This window comes from Synechococcus sp. MU1642, from assembly GCF_020514115.1.
Taxonomy (GTDB): Bacteria; Cyanobacteriota; Cyanobacteriia; order PCC-6307; family Cyanobiaceae; genus Parasynechococcus.
Genome location: NZ_VTKZ01000001.1, coordinates 190,437 through 212,844 on the forward strand (window position 1 = coordinate 190,437; position 22,408 = coordinate 212,844).

Below are 22,408 nucleotides of genomic sequence, written 5' to 3' on the forward strand. Positions count from 1 at the left end.
TCCTTATTGAGAGGCCAGCCATCTTGAAGTCATGGACACAATGTTTTTCGTTGGCGTGAACGCGGGCCTGCTGATTCTGCTGATTTTTGGTCTCGTTTCAGCCAAAGCCAAGATCAAGGCTGGCCGTAAAGAGATCATCTGAGTCACGCGTTGCTCCAGGTGACTCGTTGTTGATCACCTTGCACTGACCCAGCTGCGCAGGACCCACTGCTGCCAGAGCAAAAAAAACCACCCCTTGTGGGAGGTCCTTTGGAGCTGTGGTGAGTTTGGTAGCTCTCATGTTATTGAGCCCTGCTATCTCAATCAATAAGCAGCATGCCGTGGCCTGACTGAGTAACTCGAGACCGAGCGTTCCTCTCGTTACAAATCCTTGGTTGCCTTAACGATCGCGACTTGCTGAAGTAACGCTCTCTTAGGCCGTTGCTTTGACAACGAAAGTCATGACAAGGACTGCAATCGCGACGGTGCCGCTGAAGTAGGCAACGTTCGTGTGGAGTCCTTTCATGCAGGTTCTGTCGGTGAAATCAGTCTGCAGGTTTTTCTCTGGCCAATGGCTAAGGCTTAATGCCTAAATCTCCGCCAAAGAGAAGGGTCACCTTCCCTGATGACTAGACGACCTGCCCCGAGAGGTCGCATCAGTAGTAATTGAGGAGATTCACTTCTCCACTGCCAGTAGGGCGGGGCGATGCTCCACTGTGGAGAGGAACTTTGGTCCGAGGACCCAGCGAGAGAACTCAACAACGAGATCTCGGAACTTCAAGCCCGAGTCGCCTTCCCCCACCACTGGAGCAGCGGAGAGCATGAGCAGCACATCGAAAAGCTCCGTCAGCTCACCTACGAAAAAAGCCGTCTGACCGATCGATCAGGTTCATCTTCCATGGAGTGAACTCATCACTGAAGAACTCTCCTACAAATCTGTTGGTGCTTGGCTTGCCAATGAGTCACAGCAGCTTTACTACCAATTCACCGCTCATCAGGATGGCTCTCAAGGCGAGTCGATCGTCATGCGCAGCTTCCATTGGCGACCACCTGACGACCCGATCCCTCAGGGGAGTCAACTGATGACACGGCAAGAGGCGCTGGAGAAATGGAATGCACTCAAGTCAATGGGTTGGAGGAGATGCGCCGGTCCACTTCAGTAGGGCAGTGAACGAGTTGGCCCAGTCCGTATAAGCAGTTGGCAATTGGGGCAAAACCAGCGTTAGTCCAGAGTGCTGTCATGAAACAGCCGAACACTCAGCGACTCCGGGCTCTGCGGCTGTCTGCACTCGCGAGGGACAACAAGGTTGTCAATGCCATTCGCACCTCGATCACTCGGGCCCCTGATGCTCTGGTTAAGGAGTTGATGGATGTTCATGGATGGCCTGCGCATGAAGCCCTCTGCGCCGTTCAGCAGCTTCAGCAAGATGTCCTCGATGACACGGCTGAACAGGCAACGGCATGAAAGAAATCGTTGGCGACGGCCAAGATTTGGTTGGGTGAGTGGATTCCCGGGTTGGCGCTTGTCCTCGTTTGAAGGGAGGGCTCACTGGCATTCGATCCACGCCCGTTTCGTGTATCTAGGTTGCGACCGTAGTCCTTTCGAGGGACAAGGGATTTGACGGCGTAGAGAAGACAGGCCGCTTCATCATTGCCTCGAGGAGACGGGCCGAAGCTGCATTGCATGAGACATCTCCAGCGAGGTGAACGCCCCTGCAAGAACAGCAAGGCGTTTTAAGGAACTGCCGATTTCTCTCAAAGAGGAAGGCCGCCCTCCCCGATGGAAAGACGGCCTAGCTCGCTCGTTTATGCATTGCAGTCGACCTAGTCAGTACGTGTTGCCTTTGGGGATCTCCTTGGCAATGGGACTGAAAGAGAGAGGCCGAAGCGTCTGGCTAGTGGCAACCCTGGGGCCATTTTGTCCAGGTGTGAAGCGGGACTCCTACGGGGCACCTAGACGGACGGTGCAGAGGAGTGTCGACTGATCAGACGCACATCAGTGTCGTCACAGACGAAGTGCTCACGGTTGGGTTGAAAAGTTGGAGCAGGGGCCAGAAAAGTCAGGCTGCTTCTGCGATTTGCTCAGGTGGAGTGTCGGCCGTCATGGGCTCCTCCGATCTCGATACACACACTCTCGGCAGCCGTGGAGCGCCCGGCAATCAGTTGTCGTGCTCATTGCCTTCTGGAGCCAATCGGCCGATTATGGGAATGGCGTGCAAAGCCCGAAGTAGATCAGGGCTGACGAAGCGAGGAAATCTCCAGACTCCAATCCATGCCGAACAAGGTCCGTGGGACCAACCGCAGTAGGTAGGGACCTAGCTTGAAGTGCGGACACAAAACCACATGCTCTGTAATCGCAGCAAAGAGTTCTGACTGGTACACCTTGACCAGATTTGGGCCAAGCCATGGGCGACCTGAGCAAGGAGCAGGAACAAGCCATCGCTCGGTCAACGATGTATCTGGTCGCAGCCCTAATCACCATCCTGATGATGCTTATCGCAGGACTGTTCCTCTCTGCGGAACTCGAACAGCAAGCTCTGCAGAAAGCCGAGACAGCACAGCAGCTCGCACGTCAAACGGCGATCGCTCCTCAAGCCCAACGGCCGTGGACTCTGTGGACAAGGCACGCTGATCAGGAAACCTAGGGATGCAGCGGTAACACCAAATTTCACTGCTTAAATCGAGCTCCAGCCCTCTTGGAGGACCTCTGTTGGGCCGGATGACCAGTGAGGATGGAACTCCAGTCGTCTGGGGCTGCCGTTGTCTTCCGTCTCATCTCTGCCGCCCCTGCGTTTGGCTGTGGTTGGCCATGTCGAGTGGATGGAATTTCTGGCGGTGGATCAGCTGCCCCATCCCGGGACCATTGGTCACGCCCTGCGAACCTTGCAGGAACCTGCTGGTGGCGGGTCCGTCGTTGCTGTGCAGATGGCACGGCTGCAGCAGCAACCTGTCCATTTCTTTACGGCTATAGGCCGCGATTCGGTCGGCGAAGCCTGCGTCAAGCGGCTTGAAGACCTGGGCCTTGTGGTTCATGTCGCCTGGAGAGAGGCACCAACCCGGCGTGGCATCAGCTTGGTTGATGGGGAGGGGGACCGAGCAATCACCGTGATCGGCGAACGGCTGACCCCATCACTGGACGATGACTTGCCTTGGGAGGCCCTCGGCGAATGCGACGGTCTCTTCGTCACGGCAGCTGATGTGCCTTTATTGAAAGCCTGTCGCGCTGCAGCAGTCATGGCCGCGACTCCGCGGGTGCGTTTGCCTGTGCTTCAGAAGGCCGGTGTGTCCATCGATGCCCTGATTGGCAGCGGACTTGATCCTGGTGAGATGGTGGATCTGGATCAGTTGAACCCAGCTCCCCACACCATGATTCGCACGGAGGGTGCCGCAGGAGGGCTCAGTCTTCCGGGAGGGCGTTATGAACCCGCACCCCTCCCTGGGCCCATCGTTGAAAGCTATGGCTGCGGTGACAGCTTTGCGGCGGGGGTGGTCACCGGCTTAGCTGCGCGTTGGACCTTGGCGAACGCCATTGCCTTGGGTGCCCAGTGTGGTGCCGCCTGTGCGACGCGCTTTGGACCTTACGGCTAGATCATCAGAAACCTGACGGGTTTGAACGTCAAATTCGAAGAGGCTTTGGCGCACGGCAGGAGTGCCAGCTTGCGGAGATGCTTAGAACCATCTTTGTCTATGGCGCCGACCTAGCAGAAGGAAATGGTCTGGGCTCCTGAGGTGGGCTTAAGCTTTTTTTCTACGACCGAAGAAATCTCATAGGGTGCCGCATTGGGAATCCATCCAGCTGATCAACCGCTGCTTGAGCAGCAAGACGAGAACAGCGTTGGGGCTTGGCAGATGCGCAGATTAAAAGAAGCCGAAAACCCTGTGGCGTTCCCCGACGATGGAGCTGGACATAAGGAAGCTGCCTGATGATGATCCACTAGAGAATCTTCAAATGCGACGTGCGCGGCGACTTTGAGCTGAATCCAAAGGAGACTCCCCTGAGACCGTGGTTATTAGGTGTAATGGGCAAGCGAGAGCACGAAAAGGAGTGTGATTACCTTCAGCGACAAATGAGCCGATTGGGCATCCGCCTGAAAGATGGATTGTCATAACTAACGTGAACTTCCGACGTTCTACGAATGTCAAGTTCCCAGTCACCGATCGGCTTCCCGTACTTCACCTGATTCAACGCCACAGGTGTTAGGTCACACAGTCGGCATCATCACTGCCTCAGAGACTGATCTGGATCATTCGCGAATTCAAGGTCCGCCCAGCACTGACCAATAGGAATGCAGCTCTGCTTCCCTGCGGCACAGCCCCAGCCCCATTGGGGCTGGGGAGTTCACCTCAGCGCACCCAGTCTTTGGGAATGGTCAAGGAGTAAGGGCAGGTTGGTGGTTTGCCCTTTACCCCTTGCGTGACTTTCGAGTCAAAACGAAAGCTCGATCTACAAGTCACTATTAATTGATAGCTACCGAATAGGCATCTGGCAGGACTCCCCTTTTTCAATAGAATGAGTCATGTTGCATTGGTAAATTGAATTCCGGAACAATACGGCGGCTTATTCTCACGCTTGCGACTGGATACCTGACGGTGTTTGGTGTAAGGCAAATTCCTTATGAATTTGACAATGAATGGCTTGTCCTTGTTCCAGCATTGATTCTTGTCTATGCGTTGACTGTTTGGATAGAAGGCAAAGTGTTCAGAGATGAATCGCTAGCAGTTCCTGCTGCTAAGCCTGCTAAAAAAAGAGCTGAACCCTCAGTCAAAGGCTTCAAGTCATAGAGCTAGTACCCTCTTCAGTAAGGGGTATCCGTAAAAGAATCAAGGCAGCAGGAGAGAGGGAAATTAATTGAGCTTGCTAGGGTGAGCATTCACGTTGTCGATGGATGCTCAGCAAGTTTCCAGTTATCCGAAGAGTGTCTATCTATATGGCGCTTAGTTATTCAGGCTTAGTGCTTGTGAATAATATTGGCTATCAGCTGGAGAATATGTGGATTATCTATGCGCCAATGTTTATTAGTGTTTATTTCTTTTCGAGATGGATTGATAGCAAGTTGGCCAAGAAAGGCAATGAAGGTGGCTCTTCATAAATAAGTCTTGCCTCTATGAGCCTTCACTCAATCGGCCAGTGCTTCCACTCAGCACCTTCAGGGATCTCAGGTGCGACGGTCAGATCCTTCAGCTCCTCCCATGACACAGGCCACTGGGGCAGGTGACAGGGCGCTTGACCCCTTCAAGTGTTGGCTGTCTGATGGGGTGCACGACCTTGGAGAGCCAGTGGTGGTGGAGCTGCGGCTGGAATGGCTTGATCTGTTTCTGATGGTGGAAGAGCGTGAGGACGCTGTGCCTATGTCAAGGCAATAAAAAACCCCAGTCAGTGACTGAGGTCTCATGTATCAGCTGGGGACTGACTGTTGATCGCATCGGGGAGACAGGATTCGAACCTGCGGCATCTTGCTCCCAAAGCAAGCGCGCTACCAAACTGCGCCACTCCCCGGCGCACTTAGAGATTAGCGGTCAGCGTGCAGCTGCTCAGCGAGGTTGACGCCGCTGAGGATCGCTCCCTCTGCTCTGCCGAAACCAGGCCCTTCGATCCAGTCGCCACAGAACCCAACGCCGCTGGTGGGGCACCACTGCAGCTCAGGTGGCAGAGGGTTGTTGAGGGGCCGAGACGCGCCCCAGCGCATCACCCCCAATGGCGTCGCCTGTTCCAGTGCTGCTGAAACAACCGGCAAGGCCTGCACCAATTCGGGCAACAGGTTCAGCAGGCGTTGTTGCTGCTGGGCGAGCAGGCGGCTCTGGTTTTGGGGCGTGATTGCTTCTCCGGAATCCAAACCATGCACCACTAGCCCCCAACGCCCATCACTTTGTGGCTGCAACACGAGCCGTTCCACCTTCCAGCGTGCTTTGGCGGCGTCGTTCAACCAGATCTGAGCCGGAAGCTTTTCACCGTTGAGCGCGAGCTCGCCCAGATCCACCATCAGGTTCCAGCGCACCTCGGTTTGGCTGTGTTGCAGCAGGCTCAGTGCCGTATCGAGGCCGACGTCTACCCCCTCTTTAACGGCTGATCGCAGGGGGACGTCGTTCCAGGCCAGCATCTTCAGCGAGCGGGGATGGGCCAGCAAGGTTCCACTGAGCACAAGGCGCTTGGCCCTGAGGCACCAGCTTCGATCCTCGTTCTGCACCAGCCAATGATCCTGGCGTCGCTCCAGCCAGCGCACGCGGGTCTCGAATTGACGACTCAAGTGTATTGAGCCAGCAGCATCGAGCAGCGCCTCGCAGATGCTGGCCATGCAGGGAATCCCATGCCACCAGCCCCCGTCTGGACAGGCTGCAGGCCAGTTGGCTGGCGATAAACTTGCTTGGGCGTCGAGCGAAAGCACAGCTCGATTGTCACGGTGAAGAACACCCGCTGAGCGCAACGGCGCAAGCAGTTCCTCCATGCTCTCCGGCAAGGAACCACTGAGTGAAAAGCCCGGTGCTCCATGGTTGAGCAGCCAGCTGCTTTGTTCTCGTCTTCTGCGGGTGGCTGCACGGCCTCCCGGCCCCCGTCCAGCCTCAATCAAAGCAATGGTGAGATCCGATCCCAGCTGCTGGAGCCGGCTAATCAGGCTGCAACCAGAGAGCCCTGCACCGATAACGGCGAGATCAACCTCAGTCACGACCGCTGACGTCTCCGCCGTCGATCACATCCAGTAGCGCTCTGCGGCAACTCGAGAAAACAAACCACCCAGCAATGCCAGAAGAATCGTGACGCCAAAGAACGTGAAATACGCCATCTAAACTGTTGGCCTGGTCAGGGATTCACGGTTTTCTAACAGCCGTTGGGTTGTCGGCTCAATTGAGTCACGAGACGAAATCAAACCGCTGGTATGGGTCGCCTGAGATTCGAACTCAGGACCAGCCGGTTAAAAGCCGGATGCTCTACCGCTGAGCTAGCGACCCGTGCCCGCTTGGGCATGCCATTTCGGCACTAATGAGGTTATCACTCAGGTCGCCGGTGAGACTGGTGGCTTCTGAACCATGGCCATGACTGGCTCCAAGCCCTGGCCCGATCCTCAAATTGATGCTGACGCCTGGGTAGCTGAATCCGCCGTCGTGATTGGCAATGTGCTGATGGCAGCAGGCAGCAGCCTCTGGCCCACAGCTGTTGCGCGCGGCGATCTCGAGCAGATCAGCATCGGAGCGGGCAGCAATGTTCAAGACGGTGCCGTGCTCCATGGCGATCCGGGGCAGCCGGTGCGACTCGGTGCCGACGTCACTGTTGGCCATCGGGCCGTGATCCATAGCGCCACGCTCGAGGATGGATGCTTGGTGGGAATTGGTGCCATCGTTCTCAATGGCGTAACCGTCGGTGCCGGGGCCTTGGTGGCTGCTGGTTCTGTTGTCACCAAGGATGTGCCTCCCGGAACCCTGGTGGTGGGCGCGCCTGCGGTGGTGAAGCGGGAGTTATCGCCTGAGGCGATCGACGAGCAGCGCTGCCACGCCCAGCGCTACGCGCGATTGGCGGCATCCCACGCCCAGATCAGGCCTTGAATTCAACCCCCTGATTGCTGCGAATTCGATCAGCTTTCAGGGAAGGTCGTGGGATCAACGGAGAAGTCCGTAAGATCGGCCACACTGATTTCCGTTTTCAAGAATGGTCCGAGTTGCCATCGGTCTGGTCCTCATCCTGGTGATCGTCGGTTACTCGGCCTTCAGCGTGATCACCACAGGTCAAGTGCTGGGCATCGACGCCCGCCTGTTCCTTGTGGTTGCCCCGATCCTTGCCGCTGTCAGCTGGGCTGCTTTCAACATCGGCCGTGCGGCTGTTGGTCAGCTGCAGTTGATGCTTAAGCGCAGCCGCGCCTGATCCAGGCAACCGAGCTTCGTAGGCTGAAGGCTGCTTGATGCAGCCGGTTGTCTCAATCTCCTCATGTCACCGTTCTTGGTGCCGGTCTGGCCGGTACTGAGGCTGCTTGGCAGATCGCCCGTGCAGGAGTTTCGGTAACCCTGGTGGAAATGCGTCCGATTCGACGCTCCCCAGCCCACCACAGCAGTGATTTTGCTGAATTGGTGTGCAGCAATAGCTTCGGTGCCCTGAGCAGTGACCGTGCTGCAGGCTTGCTGCAGGAAGAGTTGCGCCGACTCGGCTCCTTGGTGATCGGCACAGCCGACACCCATGCTGTTCCGGCAGGTGGTGCATTGGCGGTTGATCGCGGTCGCTACAGCGCTGCCCTTACCGAAGCCCTCGATCAGCATCCCCTGGTCACTATCGAACGGCGCGAGCAGCAGGCCCTGCCGTCGGAAGATGCGATTACCGTTCTGGCGACGGGCCCGCTCACGAGTGAACCGTTGGCGGAGGACCTGCGCCAGTTCACTGGACGTGCCGACTGCCACTTCTTTGATGCGGCCAGCCCGATCGTGCATGGAGACAGCATCGATCTGTCGGTGGCCTTTCGCGCCAGCCGCTACGACAAGGGCGATGCCGACTACATCAATTGTCCGATGGATAAGGAGCAGTACCTGGCTTTCCGTCAGGCCCTGCTGGAGGCTGAACAGGCGGAACTCAAAGACTTCGACAAAAACGACGCCACCTTCTTTGAAGGCTGCCTGCCGATCGAGGAGTTGGCGCGTCGTGGTGAAGACACCATGCGTTATGGCCCCCTGAAGCCGATCGGGCTCTGGGATCCCCGTTGGGGTGATGTGAACGATCGCGATGTTCGCCGGGCCAAGCGCGCATATGCAGTGGTGCAGCTGCGGCAGGAAGACAAGGACGGTCGCCTCTGGAATCTGGTGGGTTTCCAGACGAACCTTAAATGGGGTGAGCAGAAGCGAGTTCTGCAGATGATTCCCGGGCTGGGTCAGGCGGAATTCGTGCGTTTCGGGGTGATGCACCGCAACACTTTTCTTGAATCGCCGCAGCTGCTGCAGCCCACCCTGCAGTTCCGCCAGCGGCCGAACCTTTTGGCTGCAGGCCAGATCACCGGCACCGAGGGCTATGCCGCTGCCGTGGCCGGTGGCTGGTTGGCCGGCACCAATGCGGCCCGTTTGGCCCGGGGCCTGGAGCCCATTGATCTGCCGGCCACTTGCATGAGTGGAGCCCTCACCCATTTCGTCAGCGAGGCACCAACGGCCAAGTTTCAGCCGATGCCGCCCAATTTCGGCCTGTTGCCAGATCTTCCGGAACGAATTCGAGATAAACGGGCTCGCTATGGCGCCTACCGCGATCGTGCCCTCCAAGATCTGGAGCCGATGCGGGCCCTCCAACCCGAGACCGTGACGGCATGAACTCCCCTGCGGAGGCTCGCCGGATCGAACAGCGCTCCTTGCGCTTCGGGGTCGGAGCCAACGCAGTGATGGCATTGGCTGGTTTGTCCGCCCATCTGATCACCGGATCCTCGGCCCTGCTCTTGGATGGCCTTTATTCCACCGTGTTGGTGGGGTCGTCCTTGATTGCCAGTCGCATCAGCTGCAATGTGGTGCGGCCGCCGGATCGAGCCTGGCCCTATGGCTACGAAGGCCAGGAAGCTTTGTATGTGCTGTTTCGCTCATTGGTGCTGCTCGGGGTGATCGGCTTTGGCGTCGGCAGCGCCAGCTCCACCTTGATCGACTGGTGGCGGGGGAACAGAATCGCGGCGCTGCACCTGGAGCCGGTGGCGCTTTACACCGCTCTGATGACAGCGTTGTGCGGCCTGCTGGCCTGGCGGCACCGCCGCGATTGGCGGCGCACGGGGCGGGTGTCGTCGCTGCTGCTCACAGAGGCCCGCAATGCCCGGATTGATGCCGTGATCACCCTGGCCACTGGTCTGGCCCTGTTGGCGTCTCCCTTGTTGCGGGTAACGCCGTTGTCTGCCCTGGCGTCGATCACCGATGCCCTGCTGGTGCTGGCGGTGAGCCTGGCTCTGCTGCGCGAACCGCTGGCGGCGCTGCGGGATGCCATGGCCCAGTCTGCGGGCTGTGCCGCCGATCCGAATGTGCTGCAGCGCACACGGCTGGTGTTGATGCAGGAACTGGGGGGCTTCAGCTGCAGATGATGGATTTCACGGTGCAACAGCTGGGCCGCACGGCCTTCGTCGTGGTTTAAATCAATCAGCTGCAGCCCCAGGAAAGTCGTGTGATTGATGGGTTGCGCCATCACATCAATGCCCGCTGCAGTGCCGAACTTGGACGTCCCGTGCGCTCTGAGGTGATACTTACGGTGATGCCGCCGATTCACCGCCAGGATCAAAGGCCGCAGACGGCCCCTTAGCGTCACTTCCAAAGAAGCGATGCCATGAGCGAGAACCATCAGTGGGATGCCGTTGTGATCGGTTCCGGCATCGGTGGTTTGGTTACTGCCAGCCAGTTGGCGGCCAAAGGAGCAAAGACCCTCGTCTTGGAGCGGTATTTGATCCCCGGCGGCAGTGGAGGTGCCTTCAAGCGCGAGGGCTACACCTTCGATGTGGGTGCCTCGATGATCTTTGGCTTCGGCAAGAAGGGTTTCACCAACCTGCTCACCCGGGCCCTGGCCGATGTGGGGGAGCACTGCGACACCATCCCCGACCCAGCCCAGCTTGAGTACCACATGCCCGGTGGGCTGCGCATCGCCGTGGATCGCGACTATGAGCAGTTCATCGCCGACCTCACGGCGCGGTTTCCCCATGAGGCTGAGGGGATTCGCCGCTTCTACGACACCTGCTGGCAGGTGTTCAATTGCCTCGATGCCATGCCGCTTCTCTCGCTGGAGGATCCGGCATACCTCACCAAGGTGTTCTTCAAAGCACCTCTGGCCTGCCTGGGGCTGGCCCGCTGGCTGCCCTTCAATGTCGGTGCGGTCGCCCGTCAGCACATTAAGGACGAGCAGCTGCTCAAGTTCATTGACATCGAGTGCTTCTGCTGGTCGGTGATGCCGGCGGATCGAACCCCGATGATCAATGCCGGCATGGTGTTTTCCGATCGGCATGCGGGAGGGATCAACTATCCCAAGGGAGGCGTCGGCGTGATTGCCGAAAAGCTGGTGAAGGGATTGGAACGCCATGGCGGAGCCATTCGCTACAAGGCCCGGGTCACCGAGGTGTTGATCGAGAACGATCAGGCAGTTGGCGTGAAGCTGGCCGATGGCGAGGTCATCCGTGCCGAACGTGTGATCTCGAATGCCACCCGCTGGGATACCTTCTCGGGAGCGGCTGACGAGCAGCACCGCTCTGGCCAATCTCTGGTGGATGCCGCCCACACCCCTGACAAGGAGCAGTTCTGGCGCAAGCGTTATGTGCCGTCCCCCTCCTTCCTGTCGCTGCATCTGGGGGTTCGGGCTGATTTGATCCCGGCCGGCACCCACTGCCATCACCTCCTGCTGGAGGACTGGAACCGGATGGAGGACGAACAGGGGGTGATCTTCGTGTCGATGCCCTCATTGCTGGATCCGGATCTGGCTCCGGCTGGGCATCACATCGTCCACAGCTTCACGCCGTCCTCGATGGAGGCGTGGCAAGGGCTGACCCCCAGCCAGTACCGCGACAAAAAGCAGGCGGATGCGGCGCGGTTGATCCAGCGCCTGGAGGCGATCCTGCCGGGCCTCGCCGATGCCATCACCCACAAGGAGATCGGCACGCCCCGCAGCCATCGGCGTTTTCTGGGTCGCTTTCAGGGCAGCTACGGCCCGATCCCGGCGATGCAGCTCCCGGGTCTGCTGCCGATGCCGTTCAACCGCACCGGCCTGAAGAATCTGTACTGCGTGGGTGACTCCTGTTTCCCCGGCCAGGGCCTCAACGCTGTGGCCTTCAGCGGGTTTGCCTGTGCTCATCGGGTTGGGGCCGATCTCGGCTTGAACCCCTGGGCGCTGCCGGCCTGATCTTTTGCTTAGCGTGATCTGGCGTAGGAGTTGGGATGCTGCCTGAGTTTCAGCCGTCGTCGGAAGATCTGGCCCGCTACCTCGAGCAGAGGGGTGAGCTAAACAAGCCTTGGAATCTGCAGATGCTGCGGCTTAAAAAGCTCAAGGAAGCAAGGGACTCGATGGACCCTCAGCTGTATCTCGAGAAGGTGCAAGAGGCCCATGCCGATCTGATGCGTCTCGGCCAGTTCTGGAAGGGTCGTGAACAGGAAGTATTTGGTGGTAACTATCAACCGCCTGAACTGATTGAACCGCTGCCGGGTTCTCCTGACGACCGATGACTGGCATCGAACGTTTCGGGTTATCTCCCCTGATCCGTTTCACTCTGCTCAGCCTGTATGGGGCCTTGGTGTTGCCCTTGCCGTTGCTTGCTCCTGCGGAGTCGCGCTGGCTGATGGTGGCTGGTCTGCTGCTTGGCTTGGTGTTGGTGATCGGTTTGCTGAGTGAACGGGTTGAGACCGATGCCGAGGGCATTCAGGTGCGTTATCCCGCCTGGATCCGTTGGTTGCTTCGGCGCGGTTGGACCATGCGTTGGCAGGACATCCGGGCCTTGGTTCCCGTCGGCACCAGTCAGGGGGGAACGGTCTATTACGTGAAGGCAGCCGATCTACGCCACCAGCTCTTGCCGCAACGCATCGAGCGCTTCGATCGATTCCTGGAGCTTCTGGCGACTAACACCAATGTTTCGACCAAGGGCATCGGGCGTTTGACCCCGCCCTGGACGTATCAGCTCTTGGCTGGATTGGCAGTGGTGATGATTGCCGGCGAACTGGTCACGTCTCTGGCGCTGGCCCAGGGATGGATCAGCTTGCCGGCGGGTTATCCAGGCTGATGACAGCTGTTTTCTAGAAAGAAAATTCCACCAGTGCTGACGGGGTGGTGTGTGTGAGGTTTGGTAGGGAGATAGGTGGCTGCAATCAGCACACATTCCCTCCCCTTAAGGGTCTTGTATGGCTTTCAGCCTTTCTCAGAGAGGTCCTTGGCAAGTATCAGGCTTCCCGACGCAATCTTTCAGACATCAGCGACCCACTTGGATGCGGCAACAGTGATGGGAGTCCAGATAGCAACGGCTACTGCGATGGTGAGCATTGGCAGCATGGAGTTCTTTTCTCTGAACACACCATCTCCGTTCCTGTCTGAGAAAAATTCACCCATTTGAGGGATTTATACGCCAGCGCAGCTCACCTATCTCAGGGGTGCAGTCCCATGATTCCCTCCGAATCTGGAAGTGAAACGGTTTCACGATTCAGACCGGTATTGCTGCTTCAATCTCCCAGCCTTCGTTGGCCAGCTCTTCGCTCCTTTGGGAAGCGTCTTCAGACGCAACATCGATGAGGAGGAATCTCTCTCCTTGGTTGCAATACAGTCTGGTTAATCCGATCACGGCGGGGGCTCCCGGGTGTCGACAGTGCCATGTTGACCCTCTTGCACCGATCAAGCAATGAGGACGGCCCTGTGGACAACTCTTGATTTTGTCCAGATGTCTGGCGTTGCCATCTGTCGTTCAGGCGTTGAAATTGATTGAGTTGATCCGATCGGATGACAACCGAACTCACCAACCTCCCCTGCGGAACGGTTCAGCTCAAAGTCTGCTCGAATCACCTTTGTGAATTGGGTTGGGTGACGTCACACCATCTGGTCCCGCCAAAAGAAGAGCAACTTAAGAAGGCACTTCGTCACCACAAGACCAATTAAGGCCTCTTCAAAGGGCTCGAGGCAATGGCTGGGTCGGGGTAGTTTTATTGGCACTAACCCCAAAATTCCAGTCTCTGACTGGAATTAATTCATTTGACTTAGCTGGCTGGCAGGTTGTCGAGGCTGAATCGGTAGCCACGCTGACGCACGGTGGTAACTCCACCGCCCTCGCCAAGACCGGCCTGCTCCAACTTGCGCCGCAGAGTCAAAACCTGGGTGTCCACGGAACGGGGACCACCGCTGAAGGGAGGCCAGGCCATCCGCAGCAGTTCCTGACGGCTGCGCACCAGCCCGGGCGGCATCAAGAGGGCGCAAAGCAGGGCAAATTCGCGAGGACTGAGCTCCACCGGCTGCTCCCGTAGCGTTACCTGGCGCAGCAGCAGATGAACTTCCAGCGGACCAACTGTTACCCGTTCCTGCAAGCCGCTGTGGCCCCGCTTCAGCAGGGTGCGGCATCTAGCGGCCAATTCCTCGAGGCCAAAGGGCTTTCGCAGCACATCATCGGCACCGTCATCCAGGAGGCCCACCACCGGCTCTGCACCGGCGCGTGCGGTCAGCACAATCACGGGGCAACGCAGCTGCTCAGCCAACCGAAGAGCGGAGCTGCGCTCCAGCAGTTCTGCACTCACCAGCAGATCGGGTGACTGTTCTTGACAGACCTCTAATGCTTCAACAGCACTGGCTACTGCTGCGGTGAGATGACCGTCCTGCCGTAGCCGCTGCACCAGCACCGTGCGCAGGGTGGGGTGTGGCTCGACCACCAGCACCCGCGATGGTTCCTGACCGGTGTTTGCGCTTGGCATAACCACCGGATTGCTGCTGGCTGAGGATGCTTCCGCCTTGAGGTCGTGGGGAGTGGAGGTCACTGGATCGGCCGAGGCGCGCCTACGCTAAGCCGAAATTCCTGGCAGGCTGGTAGCAGGGGCTGCTGTTGTATCTCATGACATCACTCGACGACCCTGAATCCATCCGTCATTTCCAGTCGCTCTGCGATGCCTGCCAGGAGCTGACCACGAGATATCACACCCCTTCGGAGTTACGTTTGTATTCAGACGGTTACCTCCATGCGTTGCGAAAGTCAGGAACTCTTGATCCTCGCTCTCAGCATCGCCTTGAGCAATTGATCGATCGCTGGATCATGGATCCCTCCAGCTTTATTGGCCCTGACGGGGATGTGAGCAGCTTGTACATGCATCATCCCCAGGGTTATTGAGTTAGCTGGCGAGTGCGATTTCCAGCTTTTCGCGAAGTTCTCCGGAGTTATACATCTCGATCAGAATGTCGGATCCGCCCATGAACTCTCCTTTTACATACACCTGGGGAATGGTGGGCCAACTGGAAAACTCTTTGATTCCCTGACGGATTTCAGGATCGGAAAGCACGTCGAATGTTTCGAATGCCACACCGAGGGAATGCAGAATTTGCACCACATTGTTTGAGAATCCGCACTGGGGCATCAGCTTGGAGCCCTTCATAAACACGAAGATCGGGCTGGAAGCGACCAGTGTCTCGATGCGAGATTTGGTGGAGGGGTCCATCGTTGAGCGTGGGTAAAGCGTTAAGCGGACGCAGCGTCCGAGGGGGTTGAGGTGTTGAGGGCGAGGGCATGAATCGCTTCGCTGGCCAATTCCTGCTGCAGCGCGCCGTACACCATTTGATGTTGACGGATTCGTGAAAGGCCGGCAAAAGCGGATGACACAACTGTCACCTGGAGGTGATCACCGCCACCGGTGAGGTCTTCAACAGTGACGTTGGCGTCGGGAATGACCTGTTGGATTGCTGCTTCAACGGCATCCGGCTGCACCATGGCGGTGGTTGCGTAAGGGGGAACTGGCTCAGATGTTGACAGACGGGCTCATTGGCCGGCTGCTGATGCGCCCCGGAATTCAGTTTCAACGAAGCCCAGTTCCAGCAGGCTCTGATAGGCCTTCTGTCCCTGGGGTTTGGCGGGTGTCATCAGCTTGACCACCTCGATAAGCACTGGAACAGCCACTTCGGGCTGGTTCTGACGGCGGAACAGGGCGGCCAGACGGAGGTTGGTTTCAGCCAACAGTTCAAGGGCTTCACGCCCCTTGGTGTCCATCTCACGAGGAATCCGAGCATCCAGCCCGCGGAAGGCACCACTCAGGTCGCGGTAGAAGGCCAGCAGTTGCTTGGAGGCTTTGCGGGCTTTGTCGTAATCGGCCCGTGCCTCGGCCAAATCTCCCCTGCTGGCGGCGGCATCCCCTGCGGCAAGGATCGAACGGACGGCCGCTGGGTTGAAACCACCTTGGGTCTGAGCCAGAACGCGGTTCCCGCCTGATGTTTGGGCGATGCAAGGAGCGGCGGTTACGCCCAGGGTTGCCACCAGTGCAGCAGTCGTCAGCAATGTGCGACAACCCATGAGACCAGCAAAAAAAGGTGGACGGACTTTAGAAGCTTTGTAGGGGTCGGCCAACGGCAGCACGGGCCGCTTGTTCAGCCGTATGCATTGCAGCAGCGAGGTGGCTGTTGAACTGCCGCGTCGCCTCGCGATCTCCCTTGGCTGGCACGGTGAGCGGTTCTCCGAAACAGAGGGCTGCCCGGCTGAAAGGCCGTGGTGGGGCCTGGCTGTAGCCCAAACCAACTGGAACCACTGGAACGGAAACGCCGCGGCTCTGGGCCAGTTGGGCCAGACGCACCAGGCCGGGCCGCAGCGCAATTGCTTCGTCCTGCCGGTGGATCCTGCCCTCGGGGAACATCACCACTTGTTGTCCGTCGGCTAACAGGTCGATGGCAAGACGCAGGGTGGTCATCGAGGGGCGTCCCTGGTCCACAGGGAAGCAGCCCAGCCGTTGCAGAAACCAGCCCTGCAGCCCCCGCATTTCGGTGGTCGTCACCATGAAGCGGCAGTCGCGACCACTGACCCGACGGCCGGCGGCCATCGGCAGCATCAGGGCATCCCAGCGGGCGCGGTGCGTCGGTGCCAGCAGCACCGGTCCCTGATGGGGGAGATGATCTGGATGCAGCACCAGCCGCTCACGAAATTGAAACCGCAGCGCCAGATCCTGGGTGGTGAACATCGCCAGGGGGGCCCAGAAGCTGTCGATTCCGACACGCAGGCTGTTTTCTCGTGTCGCCAGGGCCGCTCGCAACGGGCTGATCGAATTCGGTGCATGAGAACCTAATTCCCCTAGGCAAAGCTGCATAGGATCCAGCCAACGACTGCCCCTTCATGGCCAGCCTCGGCGTCAATATCGACCACATCGCCAACATTCGTGAAGCGCGGTTAACCGTCGAGCCGGACCCGGTCTCGATGGCACTCCTGGCTGAACTCGGTGGGGCAGATGGGATCACAGTGCACCTGAGGGAAGACCGGCGTCATATCCAGGATCGAGATGTTGAGTTGCTGCGCCAAACCGTGCGCTCTCGCCTCAACTTCGAAATGGCGGCCACCGAGGAGATGGTGACGATTGCGCTGCGGATCAAGCCCGACATGGTCACCCTGGTTCCGGAACGGCGCGAGGAGGTCACCACGGAGGGGGGACTGGATGTGGCCGCACAAGAAGCCTCCCTGGAGGCCACGGTGCAAACCCTTCAGGCCGCCAAGATTCCGGTAAGCCTGTTTGTGGACCCGGAGGCCACCCAGCTCCAGGCCTGCAAAAACACCGGGGCCTGCTGGGTGGAGTTGCACACGGGTCGCTACGCCGATGCCGACTGGAGCACCCAGCCGCAGGAGCTGGCGCGGTTGCAGGAGGGCACAGCCATAGCCCGTCAGCTCGGTCTGCGGGTTAATGCCGGCCATGGCCTCACGTATCAAAATGTCGAGCCCATAGCGGCCATTCCTGGGATGGAGGAACTCAACATCGGTCATACGATCGTGGCCCGTTCTGTCGCAGTCGGACTGCAACAGGCCGTGCGAGATATGAAGGTCTTGGTTCAGAATCCCCGCCTTGATCCCCTTTTCGGACAGGCGCCCGGATGACCACTTACCACTTCGTTGCAGCCAGCGAGCGCTTCCTCACCGTGGAGGAGCCGCTGGAGGAAGTGCTGCGGGAGCGCCAACGCAACTATGCCGAAAACGGCAAGACCATTGATTTCTGGTTGGTGAAGCAACCAGCTTTCCTGTCTTCTCCTGAGCTGGCTGCTCTCAAGGCGAGCATTCCCCAGCCAGCTGCAGCTGTGGTGTCAACCGATCCCACCTTCATCACCTTCCTCAAACTGCGTTTGGAGTACGTGGTTGTGGGGTCCTTTCAAGCACCGTCCGCGGGGATCCCCGATGCTCTTGCCGGTGCCGTCTGATGAATCCCAGTTCCCTCCCCGTTCAGCAGCGCATCGCACTTCTGGTGCAAGCCCTGGATGGTGCGCAGAAAACCAACAAGGCTTTGGCCACCTGTGCCGACGGGGACGCGATGGTGGACATCCTTCTGGGCGCTTCGGGCAAACTTGGGCTTGGGCTGACCCGTCGGGATCTCATAGAGACGCCACCGATTCGCGACTGGATCTGGTTCAAGAACAACGACCCCTTGGTCACTGTCGGTGATGCCAAGGCCCGCTATCGCCGCGAAACCCCCGAAAAGCCCAAGCCAGACCCGAGCCAACCCAAGGAACGCAAACGCTTTCTCGGTTTGTTCTGATCTGCATTCCGGATTCTTAGCGGTGCCTGGCTGAGCATCAGAATTGATGCATCTCCAGGTTGTTGGTTTGAACCTGCGCAGACACCGTCACTGGGTGATTGGAGATGTGCATGGCTGCTATCAGCCTTTATGCCATCTGCTCGCCAGCCTGCCGCCTAACGACCATCTGGTCTTCTGCGGGGATGTGATCAACCGTGGTGTGGCTATTCCCGCAACGATGAATCTGGTCTGGGATCTGATCCAGGCAGGCCGTGCTACCTGGCTGCGCGGGAACCATGAGCAAGAACTCATTGAGGCTCTTGAATCCCAGGACGGCTTGAGTCAGCACGCCACCTATGCCCAGTTGGGCAATAGCAACGCTCGCCAATGGTTGCCGCGACTGCAACAGCTTCCGCTCGTTTATCGCGGTGAGGGTTGGTGCGCGACCCATGCCGGGTTCGACGCGGCGGGCCAACCGGATCTCTCCATTCGTGATCACTTCTGGGAGGCCTATGACGGTCGTTTTGGCCTGGTTGTTGTGGGCCACACGCCCCGTCCTCAGGTTGAGCGCCTCGGAGCGATCGTTCTGATCGACACCGGTGCGGTCTATGGCGGTTGTTTGTCGGCCTACTGCCCGGAAACGGATGCGGTCGTTCAGGTTGAAGGAGCTGCAACTGACGCCGTGCTGGCTGGAGTTGGCCCTTGCTGACGGTTTACCGAAGCAACAGGGCTGAATTTCTGGCTCGCTTGCTCTCCCGTCAGTTGATCGAGCAGCAGCCGGGGCCCCTGGAGATGGTGGAGGTGATGGTCAACACCTGGCCCACCAGCCGATGGTTGGGGGAACAGCTGGCCACGGTCAATGGCATCAGTTCCCTGGTGCGGTTCCCCTTCCCGGGCAGTCGCCTGCGGCAGCTGGTGCGCCAGGTGCTGCATCTCCCCGCGCAGGAGGACGATCCATGGCGGGCGGGCCAGCTGGTTTGGGCTGTGCTCGAGCTGCTGCCGGAGCTGTTGGAGCAGCCCGTCGCCCAGCCGCTGCAGGTCTGGCTTACCCAGCGTGAAGGAACCGCCTCGGGGTTGACGCGGGACCGCTGGCAGCTGGCCCGCGCCATCGCCGATGCCATGGACGATTACGCCCTATACCGCCCCGATCAACTGGACCAGTGGAAACGGCCGCGGCCTGATGACGATTGGCAGCCCGTGCTCTGGCGACTGCTGGCCCAACGGCTGCCGCGGGCTCCCTTTGGTCTGCAGGTGCGTGAGGCCGTCGATCGTCTCCGGGGGGGAGACGTTGATCCGGCCCTGCTGCCAGATCGACTGCGGCTGTTCGGCATCAGTGCTCTTGCGCCGGTGCAGGTGGATCTGATTCAGGCTTTGTCCGGCCTGCTGGAGGTGGAGATCTACCTGCTCACCCCGTGTCCGGATCTGTGGCAGCGCTGTGGCAGTCGGCGTGCTTCGCTCGGAGATGACTGGCTGGTCCCGCCCGATGGGGGCTGGTTGGCGGAGGCGCCGCGTTTGGAGGCTGTTCTTGGGCGGATGGGCGCCGAATTTCAGCAGTTGCTGGAGGGCTCCGGTGAAGCGCAGCTGGGGGAGCGACGTGAGGGTGATCTATTTGCAGGCTCACTGCAGATCGCCGCGGCGGAAGAGCGCCAGCCCACCCTGCTCGATCAGCTTCAGCAGCAGCTGGTGGATGCAGAGAGCATCTCTGAGCTGAATCGTTCCTCAGACGATCAGTCGCTGCTGTTTCAGGCGGCACCGGGGCCTTGGAGGGAGGTGCAACTGGTTCGTGATCGCATCCTTCAGTGGCTGGCGGCTGATCCCGATCTCGCGCCACGCGATGTGCTGGTGATGACGCCGCAGATTGAGCGCTATGCACCGTTGCTCAGCTCCGTGTTCAACGACACGGCGGCCATCGGTGTTGATTTGCCCTGGCGTCTAACCGACCGCAGTCAGCAGAGCAGTCCCGGATTGTCGATGGCGATGTTCACGCTGCTGGAGCTGGCTGCTACACGCTTCACCGCCACGGGGCTGGAACGTCTGCTGGCCAACCCGGCTCTGCAGGGCCAGCAGGGACTGACGGCTGAGGAGGCAGTGCTGATCACCCAAACGCTGCAAAGCAGTGGCTTTCGCTGGGGGTTGGATGCCATTGAGCGGGGCGGGGACGAGGTGCACAGCCTTCGTTGGTGTCTCGACCGTTGGCTGCTGGGGCTGGTGCTGCCGGTGGAGCCGGGCCTGGCTCCGGCAGGGGCGGCACCGTTCCAGCAGGAGCTGGACCCTGAACGTCTGGTGCGTTGGTGGACGCTGCTGGATCGTCTGGCCCGCACGCTTGATCGCCTGCGACAGCCACGGCCGTGCCATGGCTGGGTGAAGGTGCTGCAGTCTCTGTTGCACGAGCTGTTTGCTGGGGGCGGGGCCTGGGCCGATGAATCGCAGAGCTGGGCGGCGGCGCTGGAGGAGTGGCGGCTGCGGGCCCATGACTGCCCTCTGGATCTCGACGCTGCCGTGGCCTTGGAGGTGCTGCAGGAGGCCTTGTCGGTGGACAGCGGCCGCTTCGGGCACCGCAGTGGAGCACTCACCATCAGTGCCCTTGAGCCAATGCGGGCGATTCCCCACAAGGTGGTGGTCTTGATGGGCCTCGACAGCGCCGACTTCCCGCGCCCAAGCCGCCGTCCTGGCTTTCATCTGCTCGAGCAGCAACGGCGCCTGGGGGATCCCTGCAGCAGCGATCAGGACCGCTATGTGCTGCTGGAGGCCTTGATGTCGGCACGCCGTCATCTGCTGATCAGCTGGTGCGGGCGGCTTGAGCGCACCGGAGAGCCCCAACCATCTGCTGTGCCGGTGGAACAGTGGCTTGCCGTGCTGCAGGAGCAGTTGCAATGGGCCGGCGCTTCCACGGAGGGGTTGTTGATCACGCCGGCGGCCAACCCTCTCTCCCGTGAGAATTTCCGGCCTAAGGCGCCGCTTAGCTGTGATCGGCGCCAGCTGGAGGCCCGGCGCTGCCTGGATCGTGCTCCGGTATCGGCTCAGGACGCCCAGGGGCTGGCCTTGGCATCGCTCTGGCAGCAGGACATGATCGATGACGAGGTCGAGGGACGTGATGGAGACGATCTAGCGCTGAGTCCTGAAGCGTTGCTGGCCTGGATGCAGCAGCCTCAGAAGGCCTGGTTGCAGGCGCGGGGGTTGCGGCCTGGGGAAGGCATTGAGGCGGTGGAGGATCTCGAGACGCTCGAGTTGGTGGGGCTGCAGCGCTATCTGCTGCTCAACCACGAGCTTGAGGAGCAATTCATTCTTGGAGCGGCACCTGATTGGAAGGCGTCGCTGGCGGGCCAGGGTGTGCTGCCGGCGGGGGCTGGTGCGGACCTTGAGCAGGAGGAACTGCAGCAGCGTTGGCAGGCCCTGCAACGGCAGCTGGCATCGCTCGGTCCCTGCAGGCGGGAGGTGCCTGTGCTCGCCGGTCTGCCGATGCCCCTGCTCTACGCCGGTGACACCCAAGTGGTAGTGCAGCCCGGCATGCTCACGGCCGCGGCGGTGATGCGCGGCTGGTTACAGCACCTGTTGCTGTGTGCCGAGGGATTGGCTCCTGGCGCCGGTTCAGCGGTGGTGGCGCGCAGCACCCGGGTGGCCGGCGCCGAGGTGCACTTGCGCTGGACGGCCTTGCCGACGGTTGAAGCCGAAGACCAGCTGCAGCAGCTGGTGCGGCTGGCGCAACAGGGGCTGGAGCGCTGCTGGCCGGTCCCCCCGAAGAGCGGCTGGCAGATGGTGGTCAAAGACCGGCGCAAACCGGGGACGGGGAAGCAGGACTTCCGCAAGACCTGGCAGGACGAAGGGGCAACCCCAGTGATGCAGCTCTGCTTCGGTACGGAGATCGCTGCAGAGCAACTGATGGATCAGGCCGGATTCCAGGAGGCGTGTCAGCTGCTGTACGGCCCACTTCTGGCGCAGCTGCGTTAATCGAACAGCTCGTCGAGCATTTCGCGCATGCGTTCGTTGGAAATCACCGCGGGTTCGCCTACCTGACGGCGAAAGAAGTAGGCCCGATGTTCTTGGTTGATGCTTTCAACTGCGGCAGCCTTGCGCACCAGCAGCTGGGCCAATTTTTGACGACGTTCGTGGGACACAACAGGCAGGTGGCTTCCAACAACGTGCTGGCCTGATGGCACGGCAACACCGCTAGCCCCTGTTCTCTCAAGGGTTGGGTTGCATCCGTTCACAAGCCCATAAAAAAAGCGAGGGTTCTTCAGGTCCTCGCTCAGGTCGTCTTCTGTTCTGGGGTGTGACTGCACCCAGACCATTCCGCAACTATTACTAGCTG

Annotated in this window: 27 protein-coding genes and 2 tRNA genes; 19 read left to right on the top strand and 10 right to left on the bottom strand. The window is 59.6% G+C overall.

All coding sequences use genetic code 11. The features are described from left to right. Positions 1-655: 655 nt before the first annotated feature. A complete protein-coding gene (locus FZZ85_RS01125; RefSeq protein ID WP_226411358.1) occupies positions 656-811 on the bottom strand; it encodes a hypothetical protein in 156 nt (51 codons plus the stop codon). Between the two features lie 79 nt (positions 812-890). On the opposite strand from FZZ85_RS01125, the gene FZZ85_RS01130 reads away from it, so the two are divergent. From FZZ85_RS01130 to FZZ85_RS01155, 6 genes are all read left to right on the top strand, one after another. Then, complete coding sequence (locus FZZ85_RS01130) at positions 891-1,142, top strand: DUF1651 domain-containing protein (protein ID WP_226411951.1); 252 nt, start codon at positions 891-893, stop codon at positions 1,140-1,142. Between the two features lie 77 nt (positions 1,143-1,219). Then, positions 1,220-1,444, top strand: a complete 225-nt coding sequence (locus tag FZZ85_RS01135) for a hypothetical protein (protein WP_226399271.1) — start codon at positions 1,220-1,222, stop codon at positions 1,442-1,444. A gap of 940 nt (positions 1,445-2,384) precedes the next feature. Beyond that, the gene (locus tag FZZ85_RS01140) at positions 2,385-2,624 is read left to right on the top strand and encodes a hypothetical protein (RefSeq protein WP_226411379.1); all 240 of its coding nucleotides are present in this window, start codon (positions 2,385-2,387) and stop codon (positions 2,622-2,624) included. A gap of 109 nt (positions 2,625-2,733) precedes the next feature. Next, the gene (locus FZZ85_RS01145; RefSeq protein WP_370631109.1) at positions 2,734-3,567 is read left to right on the top strand and encodes a PfkB family carbohydrate kinase; all 834 of its coding nucleotides are present in this window, start codon (positions 2,734-2,736) and stop codon (positions 3,565-3,567) included. A 945-nt stretch (positions 3,568-4,512) separates the two neighbouring features. Next, positions 4,513-4,761 carry a hypothetical protein gene (locus FZZ85_RS01150; RefSeq protein WP_226411383.1) on the top strand — a complete coding sequence of 83 codons (249 nt, stop codon included), beginning with the start codon at positions 4,513-4,515 and terminating at the stop codon, positions 4,759-4,761. A 408-nt stretch (positions 4,762-5,169) separates the two neighbouring features. Beyond that, complete coding sequence (locus FZZ85_RS01155) at positions 5,170-5,343, top strand: hypothetical protein (RefSeq protein ID WP_226411385.1); 174 nt, start codon at positions 5,170-5,172, stop codon at positions 5,341-5,343. Positions 5,344-5,402: 59 nt separating this feature from the next. Here the strand turns inward: FZZ85_RS01155 and FZZ85_RS01160 are convergent. The 3 genes from FZZ85_RS01160 to FZZ85_RS01170 all read right to left on the bottom strand — a co-directional run bounded on the left by FZZ85_RS01160 (position 5,403) and on the right by FZZ85_RS01170 (position 6,924). Beyond that, a tRNA-Pro gene (locus FZZ85_RS01160) sits at positions 5,403-5,476 on the bottom strand. 13 nt (positions 5,477-5,489) lie between these two features. Beyond that, on the bottom strand, positions 5,490-6,641 hold the full coding sequence (locus FZZ85_RS01165; protein ID WP_226411387.1) for an NAD(P)-binding protein: 1,152 nt from the start codon (positions 6,639-6,641) through the stop codon (positions 5,490-5,492). A 211-nt stretch (positions 6,642-6,852) separates the two neighbouring features. Then, positions 6,853-6,924: transfer RNA gene (locus FZZ85_RS01170), tRNA-Lys, on the bottom strand. Positions 6,925-7,008: 84 nt separating this feature from the next. Here FZZ85_RS01170 and FZZ85_RS01175 point away from each other — a divergent pair. The 7 genes from FZZ85_RS01175 to FZZ85_RS01205 all read left to right on the top strand — a co-directional run bounded on the left by FZZ85_RS01175 (position 7,009) and on the right by FZZ85_RS01205 (position 12,662). Then, positions 7,009-7,515, top strand: coding sequence for a gamma carbonic anhydrase family protein (locus FZZ85_RS01175; protein WP_370631092.1), 507 nt, complete (start codon positions 7,009-7,011; stop codon positions 7,513-7,515). A gap of 193 nt (positions 7,516-7,708) precedes the next feature. Beyond that, positions 7,709-7,831, top strand: a complete 123-nt coding sequence (locus FZZ85_RS01180) for a photosystem II protein Y (RefSeq protein ID WP_025362202.1) — start codon at positions 7,709-7,711, stop codon at positions 7,829-7,831. A 47-nt stretch (positions 7,832-7,878) separates the two neighbouring features. Then, positions 7,879-9,249, top strand: a complete 1,371-nt coding sequence (gene trmFO / locus FZZ85_RS01185; RefSeq protein ID WP_226411391.1) for an FADH(2)-oxidizing methylenetetrahydrofolate--tRNA-(uracil(54)-C(5))-methyltransferase TrmFO — start codon at positions 7,879-7,881, stop codon at positions 9,247-9,249. Beyond that, positions 9,246-9,995 (top strand): cation transporter, encoded by a 750-nt coding sequence (locus FZZ85_RS01190; protein ID WP_370631093.1) that lies wholly within the window; start codon positions 9,246-9,248, stop codon positions 9,993-9,995. Before trmFO ends, FZZ85_RS01190 begins: the two co-directional genes overlap by 4 nt. A 239-nt stretch (positions 9,996-10,234) precedes the next feature. Next, positions 10,235-11,791, top strand: coding sequence for a carotenoid isomerase (crtH, locus tag FZZ85_RS01195; RefSeq protein WP_226411393.1), 1,557 nt, complete (start codon positions 10,235-10,237; stop codon positions 11,789-11,791). A gap of 35 nt (positions 11,792-11,826) precedes the next feature. Continuing rightward, positions 11,827-12,111, top strand: coding sequence for a hypothetical protein (locus FZZ85_RS01200; RefSeq protein ID WP_226411395.1), 285 nt, complete (start codon positions 11,827-11,829; stop codon positions 12,109-12,111). Beyond that, entirely contained in the window at positions 12,108-12,662 is a 555-nt protein-coding gene (locus FZZ85_RS01205; RefSeq protein WP_226411397.1) for a hypothetical protein, read from the top strand. The genes FZZ85_RS01200 and FZZ85_RS01205 overlap by 4 nt, the downstream gene beginning before the upstream one ends. Before the next feature lie 961 nt (positions 12,663-13,623). On the opposite strand, the gene FZZ85_RS01210 is transcribed toward FZZ85_RS01205, so the two are convergent. After that, positions 13,624-14,391: a response regulator transcription factor gene (locus FZZ85_RS01210; RefSeq protein WP_226411399.1), complete on the bottom strand. Its 768-nt coding sequence runs from the start codon at positions 14,389-14,391 to the stop codon at positions 13,624-13,626. A 74-nt stretch (positions 14,392-14,465) separates the two neighbouring features. Here FZZ85_RS01210 and FZZ85_RS01215 point away from each other — a divergent pair, with 74 nt between their 5' ends. Then, positions 14,466-14,738, top strand: a complete 273-nt coding sequence (locus FZZ85_RS01215; protein ID WP_226411401.1) for a DUF6761 family protein — start codon at positions 14,466-14,468, stop codon at positions 14,736-14,738. A 1-nt stretch (position 14,739) separates the two neighbouring features. On the opposite strand, the gene grxD is transcribed toward FZZ85_RS01215, so the two are convergent. Genes grxD through FZZ85_RS01235 form a run of 4 tightly spaced genes read right to left on the bottom strand, consistent with a single transcriptional unit; the run spans position 14,740 to position 16,638 of the window. After that, positions 14,740-15,063 carry a Grx4 family monothiol glutaredoxin gene (gene grxD / locus FZZ85_RS01220; RefSeq protein ID WP_226411403.1) on the bottom strand — a complete coding sequence of 108 codons (324 nt, stop codon included), beginning with the start codon at positions 15,061-15,063 and terminating at the stop codon, positions 14,740-14,742. Between the two features lie 20 nt (positions 15,064-15,083). Next, on the bottom strand, positions 15,084-15,332 hold the full coding sequence (locus FZZ85_RS01225; protein WP_114987834.1) for a BolA family protein: 249 nt from the start codon (positions 15,330-15,332) through the stop codon (positions 15,084-15,086). Between the two features lie 48 nt (positions 15,333-15,380). Next, complete coding sequence (locus tag FZZ85_RS01230; RefSeq protein WP_226411405.1) at positions 15,381-15,908, bottom strand: hypothetical protein; 528 nt, start codon at positions 15,906-15,908, stop codon at positions 15,381-15,383. Positions 15,909-15,936: 28 nt separating this feature from the next. Then, positions 15,937-16,638 carry a lysophospholipid acyltransferase family protein gene (locus tag FZZ85_RS01235; RefSeq protein WP_370631095.1) on the bottom strand — a complete coding sequence of 234 codons (702 nt, stop codon included), beginning with the start codon at positions 16,636-16,638 and terminating at the stop codon, positions 15,937-15,939. An 80-nt stretch (positions 16,639-16,718) separates the two neighbouring features. On the opposite strand from FZZ85_RS01235, the gene FZZ85_RS01240 reads away from it, so the two are divergent. The 5 genes from FZZ85_RS01240 to FZZ85_RS01260 are packed head-to-tail and all read left to right on the top strand — an operon-like array spanning position 16,719 to position 22,047. Then, the gene (locus FZZ85_RS01240; RefSeq protein ID WP_226411409.1) at positions 16,719-17,468 is read left to right on the top strand and encodes a pyridoxine 5'-phosphate synthase; all 750 of its coding nucleotides are present in this window, start codon (positions 16,719-16,721) and stop codon (positions 17,466-17,468) included. Beyond that, a complete protein-coding gene (locus tag FZZ85_RS01245) occupies positions 17,465-17,785 on the top strand; it encodes an MgPME-cyclase complex family protein (RefSeq protein WP_226411411.1) in 321 nt (106 codons plus the stop codon). Before FZZ85_RS01240 ends, FZZ85_RS01245 begins: the two co-directional genes overlap by 4 nt. Next, positions 17,785-18,120, top strand: coding sequence for a hypothetical protein (locus FZZ85_RS01250; protein WP_226411413.1), 336 nt, complete (start codon positions 17,785-17,787; stop codon positions 18,118-18,120). Before FZZ85_RS01245 ends, FZZ85_RS01250 begins: the two co-directional genes overlap by 1 nt. Positions 18,121-18,166: 46 nt before the next feature. Then, the gene (locus FZZ85_RS01255) at positions 18,167-18,808 is read left to right on the top strand and encodes a metallophosphoesterase (protein ID WP_226411415.1); all 642 of its coding nucleotides are present in this window, start codon (positions 18,167-18,169) and stop codon (positions 18,806-18,808) included. Next, positions 18,802-22,047 (top strand): exodeoxyribonuclease V subunit gamma, encoded by a 3,246-nt coding sequence (locus tag FZZ85_RS01260; protein WP_226411417.1) that lies wholly within the window; start codon positions 18,802-18,804, stop codon positions 22,045-22,047. The genes FZZ85_RS01255 and FZZ85_RS01260 overlap by 7 nt, the downstream gene beginning before the upstream one ends. Here the strand turns inward: FZZ85_RS01260 and FZZ85_RS01265 are convergent. Next, positions 22,044-22,379 carry a hypothetical protein gene (locus FZZ85_RS01265; protein ID WP_226411419.1) on the bottom strand — a complete coding sequence of 112 codons (336 nt, stop codon included), beginning with the start codon at positions 22,377-22,379 and terminating at the stop codon, positions 22,044-22,046. The genes FZZ85_RS01260 and FZZ85_RS01265 overlap by 4 nt on opposite strands. Positions 22,380-22,408 lie beyond the last annotated feature (29 nt).